The sequence below is a fragment of the Methylorubrum aminovorans genome (assembly GCF_022179725.1).
Lineage (GTDB): Bacteria > Pseudomonadota > Alphaproteobacteria > Rhizobiales > Beijerinckiaceae > Methylobacterium > Methylobacterium aminovorans.
Window position 1 is genome coordinate 21,692 of the sequence record NZ_BPRC01000041.1, and the last position, 6,436, is coordinate 28,127.

General features: G+C 64.4%; 5 protein-coding genes and 1 pseudogene. 4 read left to right on the plus strand and 2 right to left on the minus strand.

Going from position 1 to position 6,436, the window contains the following annotated elements; translation table 11 throughout:
- Nucleotides 1-32: 32 nt before the first annotated feature.
- A complete protein-coding gene (rsgA, locus tag MFF24_RS26360; protein ID WP_238228924.1) occupies nucleotides 33-1,067 on the minus strand; it encodes a ribosome small subunit-dependent GTPase A in 1,035 nt (344 codons plus the stop codon).
- 251 nt (nucleotides 1,068-1,318) lie between these two features.
- On the opposite strand from rsgA, the gene MFF24_RS26365 reads away from it, so the two are divergent.
- The 4 genes and pseudogenes from MFF24_RS26365 (at nucleotide 1,319) to MFF24_RS26380 (ending at nucleotide 5,093) form a co-directional block, all read left to right on the plus strand.
- A complete protein-coding gene (locus MFF24_RS26365; protein ID WP_238228925.1) occupies nucleotides 1,319-2,005 on the plus strand; it encodes a zinc metallopeptidase in 687 nt (228 codons plus the stop codon).
- Nucleotides 2,006-2,619: 614 nt separating this feature from the next.
- A pseudogene (locus MFF24_RS26370) lies at nucleotides 2,620-3,569 on the plus strand (MBL fold metallo-hydrolase).
- Nucleotides 3,570-3,881: 312 nt separating this feature from the next.
- Nucleotides 3,882-4,640 (plus strand): SDR family oxidoreductase, encoded by a 759-nt coding sequence (locus MFF24_RS26375; RefSeq protein WP_238228926.1) that lies wholly within the window; start codon nucleotides 3,882-3,884, stop codon nucleotides 4,638-4,640.
- Nucleotides 4,641-4,652: 12 nt separating this feature from the next.
- On the plus strand, nucleotides 4,653-5,093 hold the full coding sequence (locus tag MFF24_RS26380) for a hypothetical protein (protein WP_238228927.1): 441 nt from the start codon (nucleotides 4,653-4,655) through the stop codon (nucleotides 5,091-5,093).
- Between the two features lie 3 nt (nucleotides 5,094-5,096).
- On the opposite strand, the gene MFF24_RS26385 is transcribed toward MFF24_RS26380, so the two are convergent.
- Nucleotides 5,097-5,996 carry a sigma-70 family RNA polymerase sigma factor gene (locus MFF24_RS26385; RefSeq protein WP_238228928.1) on the minus strand — a complete coding sequence of 300 codons (900 nt, stop codon included), beginning with the start codon at nucleotides 5,994-5,996 and terminating at the stop codon, nucleotides 5,097-5,099.
- Between the last annotated feature and the right edge of the window lie 440 nt (nucleotides 5,997-6,436).

Here is a 6,436-nt window from a genome sequence, read left to right on the forward strand (position 1 = left end):
CTTCGGCCGAGCTCGACATTCTCTAAAGACGTTTACCCGCCGACTTTCCGTCGGCCGCGCGGTCCGGCGGATACGGGCGTGTTGTCATGGTTTTCATTGAGGAGCTTACGCCAGCGGATGAGGCGCTCGGGGTTGAGCCTGCCGTCGGCGACGGCGGCTTGCACGGCGCAGCCGGGTTCGTGCGCGTGCGTGCAGTCGCGGAACCGGCACGAAGGCGCGAGTTCGGTGATCTCGGCGAACAGCGTTGCGATCCCTTGTTCAGCGTCGCTGACGTGCAGCGTCCGCATCCCCGGCGTGTCGATCACCCAGCCGCCCCCTACGATGGCGTGCAGTGAACGCGACGTCGTGGTGTGGCGTCCCTTGGCGTCGTGCTCGCGAATGCCTCCGGTTTCCTGGGGAGGCGCCTGCCCAGGACCGGCGAGCGTGTTGACCAGGGTCGATTTGCCGACACCGGAAGAGCCGACCAGCGCCACGGTCTGCCCCACACCGCACCACGAGGCCAAGGTCCGTGCCGCCGCCGGAAACTGGGGATTGACGGTCACGACAACGAGCCCGCGCTGCAGCTCGGCCGCCTGATGGCGGTAGACATCAACGTCCGCCGCCATGTCGGCCTTGGTGAGCAAGATCACTGGGTTTGCGCCGCCCTGATTGGCCAGGGCCAGATAACGTTCGAGGCGGGCCTGATTGAAATCGGCGTTGCAGGATGTGACGATGAACAGCGTATCGACATTGGCTGCGACGGGCTGCAGGGCCCGGCTCCCTTCGAGGCGTCGCTCCAAGACCGTCCTTCGGTTCAGACGGCGGTGGAGCATCCGGGTCCGAGGATGACTCAGAACCCAATCGCCCACGGCGAAATCAGCGGTGGTGGTATGAACGGGAAGCGTCAGCTCGACCGATCCCGTCTCCGACAGCCCGGTCAGGCGTGATCGGTGAACCGTGGCGATCCGCACGGGCACGAGATCCGCCTCGTTCGGTTCGCGCTGCTCCTCGAAGAAGTCGAGCCAGCCGAGGCTCGCAAGCGACGCAGGCGGGGGGAGGTCGGGATGATCGGTCACCGGCCCGCACATGACATGGCACTGGTCGCGTGACCAGCGGTGCGTGGCGAGTGCGTTTCAACGCGATCAGCATCCTTGGGGTTAGGAGTTCGCACGCCGCTTATTCGGCTGTGCGCCATGAGCCGACATTGGGCCGGCCGCTGATGAACCGCCGCTTTCGTCCCAATCCGGTCTCTAACGTTGTCAGGCCATTGGCGGAGGGCGGACATCTCCGATGAGACACCGCGCTTTCCCGGATACGACCGCCTGCCAACATATCCTTCGTGCCCCTCCTCCTCGCGCTTGGCGCCGCCCTCCTGTTCGGTCTGGTGTTCGGCCCCCATTGGTGGGTGCGCCGGGCGATGCAACAACACGCCACCGAGCGGCCGGACTTGCCCGGAACCGGCGGCGAGCTCGCCCGCCATCTGCTCGACTTGGCGCGGCTGGAGCACGTCCTCGTCGAGATCGCGCCAGCCGACCACTACGATCCGGTCTCAAACGTCGTGCGGCTGTCGCCAGGGAATCATGACGGGCGCTCCATCACGGCGGTCGCAATTGCGGCGCACGAGGTCGCCCACGCGCTCCAGCACGCGGCCGGGGACCGACTCCTCGCGGCGCGGGTGAGGTTCGCCCCCGTCGTGCAGGGTTTCGAGTTCGTCGCGGCCTTGATGATGATGACCGCACCCGTGGTGCTCGCCTTCTTCCATTCACCTGTCCTGTTCGCCCTGCAGGTGGGTTTCGGCATTGCGCTCCTCGGCATTCGCCTCATGTTCAACATCTTGACGCTGCCGGTCGAGTTCGACGCGAGCTTCCGCCGAGCCCTGCCTATCCTGGAGAGGGGGCATTTCCTCGACGCAGGCGACATGCCCGGCGCACGCACCGTGCTACGCGCCGCCGCCCTCACATACGTGGCCTCGTCCCTCATGGCGCTCGTGAACATCGCCCGCTTTCGACGGCTCCTCCCGTTCTGAAATCAGGCGTGCACCCGGTTTCGGCCCCAATGAGCTGCGAGCAGACCATCTCTGTACTGGCCTGATCCAGCAATCTCTTGTGGTTGCTGTGCGCCATTAGCGGACTTCCGACCGAAGACATTGAAATGCCCGCTTGGAGGCCAACAGCTGCCGTTGGGATGGAATGGTTAGTCCGGCGGCCACAACGTCCTGATGTCGTGATCGCCCCGGGGAGGTCCGCTTCTCGGAGCAGACGTCTCATCTGGCCAGCCGCTATGTCTGCAAGGGGTCAGGAGTTCGCGTGCCGCCTGTTCGGCTGTGCGCCAGAAGCGGAAGTGTGCCCGACGTCCGGTAGCAGACATTCAGCGCCAACGGGCTGACCGTCCGGTGTCGACCCCTTGCAGACCCTGGGAACGTCCGCTCTCAGGCTCTTGGTGAAGCAGCTTCGGAAGACGGATTTAGGTAGAAGGCGACCATCCACTCCAGGAACTCATTGAGGTGAAACGATCATCCACCGGCGATAAGTTCGACTTCTCATCGCTCGTGTCACATCTGCCGACCCCGTCTCGTCTCCGTGGCATGACGCGCGTTTCGTAATCCTGACGAACCTGATGCACGCGCGTCCCACGAAAGGGATGACGATGACCATCATAGTACCTGCCAATGCCGGACGAACCGATCCGGGATACGCTGGCCCTCCGCCTGTAAAAGGAGAAGAGTTGGTGCCCTCGCGCTACGCGGTGCGGATCGGTGAGATCGACGTGCTGGTCGTCAGCGATGGCGTGCTGCCGCTTCCGACCAAGATGTTGGGACACAACGTCGAGCCGGTCGTGAGGGCGGCTTGGCTGAACGACATGTTCTTGCCGCCGGACGCGTTCGACTGGTCGCTGAACGTAGTCGTAGTCCGCAGTGGCGGCCAGACCATCCTCATCGACGCCGGGTTGGGGCTGGACCCGAACCTGAGCCTGCCGCGGGCGGGGCAACTGATCAGGCGATTGGAGGCTGCTGGCATTGATCTCGCGTCTGTGACGGACGTGGTGCTGACCCACATGCACATGGACCATGTCGGCGGGCTCCTCGTCGATGGAGTGAAGGAGCGGCTGCGCTCGGACCTACGGATCCACGTGGCGGCTGCCGAGATCAAATTCTGGGAAGCGCCCGATTTTACTCACGTCAACATGCCAGAGGGGTTCCCTGACGCGCTTCGGGCGGCCGCCAAGCGGTTCGCGCAAGAGTACCGCAGCCAGTTGCGATTGTTCGACGAGGAGCACGAGGTAGCGCCGGGGGTGGTCGTCCAGCGCACCGGCGGACATACGCCTGGGCACAGCGTGGTCCGCCTGACATCCGATGGCGACCGGCTGACATTCGCCGGTGACGCCGTGTTCGCGGTCGGGTTCGAGCACCCCGACTGGCACAACGGCTTTGAACACGATCCCGAGGAGGCGGCGCGCGTTCGCGTCCGGCTTCTGCGGGAACTGGCGGCGACCGGCGAGCAACTGATCGCCACGCATCTGCCGTTCCCGTCGGTCGGGTCGCGGTTGATGGCGACGCTTTTCGGTGGGTACCCGTGTTCTGGGACTACTGAGTCTATGGGCCCCGCGCCCACCCAGTCGTCCGTTGAAACTGGGGACCACCCACGGGTGAGCCCATCGGCATTTGTTCATCCTCGGGATCTGTCCCGAGGATGCGTTTCCGGGAAATGGCGCACCGTCCCGTCAGGTTCGAACTGGCACGGCTTTTCCCAGGGCCGCACCCGAGCCGAGCACCCTACAAGGTCGAGCCCTCGCCAAGCTCACTTTGAGCGCATCGATCTTCCACGTCGATGTCACACTGCAAAGGGCACTCCTCGTCATGTCCGCGACGGTCCCGACGGGACTGAAGTGAGATGGAGCGTCACATGAAGATCGTCGTCATCGGCGGCACGGGGCTGATCGGCTCGCAGGTCGTCGCAAACCTGAGGAGCGCCCGCCACGAGGTGCTCGCGGCCTCGCCGAATACGGGGGTGAACGCTGTCACGGGCGAGGGGCTCGCGGATGCGTTGCAGGGCGCCGGCGTCGTCGTCGACGTTGCCAACTCGCCGTCCTTCGCCGACGACGCGGCGATGGACTTCTTCGTCCGCGCCGGACGGAACCTCGCGGCGGCCGAGAAGGCCGCGGGCGTAACGCATCACGTGGCGCTGTCGGTGGTCGGGACCGAGCTCCTTCTCGATAGTGGCTACTTTCGCGCCAAGCTTGCCCAGGAGGAATTGATCGCTTCGGCGGGCGTGCCCTGGACGCTAGTCCGCGCCACGCAGTTCTTCGAGTTCGTCGGCACGATTGCGAACGCGTCAATCATCGACGGTGTTGCGCGAGTGACCTCCGCGTCGATTCAGCCGATCGCATCAGCCGAAGTAGCCGCGAAGGTCGCCGAGGCCGCCGTGGCGCCACCACGGAGCGCCATGATCGAGATTGCGGGCCCCGAGCTGCTGCCGATGGTCGAGCTGGTGAAGCGCCACTTCGATGGCATCGGCGAGACGCGGGAAGTCATCACGGACGACACTGCACCGTACTTTGGCGTGCTCCTCGAAAAAAACTGGCTGACCCCCACCGGTGACGCGTGGATGTCGGAGCGGCGCTACAGCGATTGGCTGGCAACGCAGCCGAAGCGCGTCGGCTGAGGGACGCCGCCGATGGATGCTGCCTACGTCTCGGCGCTTTCCGCGCTTGCGGGTTCCGCCATCGGCGCGATGGCCTCCTTCGCAACCACATGGCTGACGCAACACAGCCAGGAGCGCGCAACTCTGCTGGTGCAGGATCGCGCGCGACGGGAAGCGCTCTACGGCGAGTTCATTCGGGAGGCATCGACCTTGTTCGGCGACGCCTTCCGGCATGATCTCGACGATCCGGCCAAGCTGGTGAACCTCTATGCCATCGTCAACAAGATCCGGCTTTTCGGAGAGCCGGAGACGCTTGAAGAAGCGGAGCGTGTCATGCAGCGCATCGGCGAGACTTACTTCGCCCCGAATAAGGATCTCTCCGCCTTCGCGGACATCCACCACGCCAGCGGCCTCGACCCGCTTTGCGCGTTCTCGATGGTCTGCCGCAGGGAACTCGCAAGCGCCCGGCGTTGAGGCTCAGTGAGGCGTCAGCGCTACCGCTGCCCCTCCGAACAACCTTGTCATACGTTCGAGCTTGTCCGGGTTGCGGGTGAAATAGATGCCGACGATCAGGCCGCCCTGAATATCGAGGGCGACGGTCTGGAATGTCCCGCCCGGCTCCAGGCTGAAATAGCCCGGCAGGCCATCGATCCAGAGATCCTGCAGCTTCTGGGCATGCTGGATCCACGCCTTCCGCGCAGCTCCTTCGAACATACGCGTAACCTTGTCGATGCCGATGATCGGTCGCGGGAATGCGTGCACCTTCCCGCCACCATCGGAGTGCACGATGACGGCATCGGCGAGCATGCTGCGGAGCGCAGCGACGTCGCCCGTCGCCGATGCTTCGAAAAAGGCCTTCGCGATGCGTGCCCCCTCTTCCCTCTCAACGGGGAAGCGCGGACGTGCCGACTGCACATGTTTCCTGGCTCTCGCTGCGAGCTGCCGGACAGCTGGCGGCTCACGCTGAAGCGTAGCCGCGATCTCCGCGAGTGGTACCGCGAAGATGTCATGCAGGAGGAACGCTGCCCGCTCCAGCGGTGAGAGCCTCTCCAGGGCGAGCATCAGCGTGAGTGTCAGGTCATCCTCAGGGGCTTCGTCCGGACCCACGGCGACGGGCTCGGGCAACCACGTTCCAAAGTAGGTCTCTCGCCGAACCCGAGCGGACTTCATGACGTCCAGGCAAAGCCGCGTCACCGTACGCGACAGGAAGGCCCCAGCCGAGGACACACCAGCATGGTCGACGTTCCGCCAGCGGAGCCAGGCGTCCTGTACGGCATCCTCGGCCTCGCCGAGAGAACCGAGCATGCGGTAGGCAAGCCTGACGAGCCGCGCCCGCTCCTGTTCAAAGACGAGGGTCGGGTCATCAACGGTCGGCATGGCGGAACGACCACATGCTGAAGGCAACCGCAATGAGTGCAGGAAGTGTTACCGCGGGAAAATCGCGGGTTAGAACTTCCGGCCCGCAAATGCCCACGGCAACCTCCCAGAAGTGGAACAGAGCATGCCCCGAAAGCCAGATCGCACCCATGCTCCAAAGCAGTACGCGCGATCTTGGTCTCACTGCACCGTACATAAACCCCGACCCAATCAGCACGAAGATGAGGCCGATATCGCGTAGGAAGTGCTGATTGAATGGGCCTGTCGTCGTCACGCCCGGTATCGCGAAGTACCATGCCTCGGGTGACGCGAGCATGAGTATGCCGTTGCCGGCTAGAGCCGTGCCCTTTCAGGTTGGCTCATAGGCATCGTATCCAGCAGCGGTGATGTAGTTTCGGCACTCATCCGGTCGGACAGCGGCGAACGCGTCCTCGATGGCG

What these genes read in the sequence shown, in the direction of transcription:
- rsgA (WP_238228924.1), bottom strand. Translation starts at nt 1,067, where the DNA reads ATGTGCGGGCCGGTGACCGATCATCCCGACCTCCCCCCGCCTGCGTCG.
- MFF24_RS26380 (WP_238228927.1), top strand. Translation starts at nt 4,653, where the DNA reads ATGGATGCTGCCTACGTCTCGGCGCTTTCCGCGCTTGCGGGTTCCGCC.
- MFF24_RS26375 (WP_238228926.1), top strand. Translation starts at nt 3,882, where the DNA reads ATGAAGATCGTCGTCATCGGCGGCACGGGGCTGATCGGCTCGCAGGTC.
- MFF24_RS26385 (WP_238228928.1), bottom strand. Translation starts at nt 5,996, where the DNA reads ATGCCGACCGTTGATGACCCGACCCTCGTCTTTGAACAGGAGCGGGCG.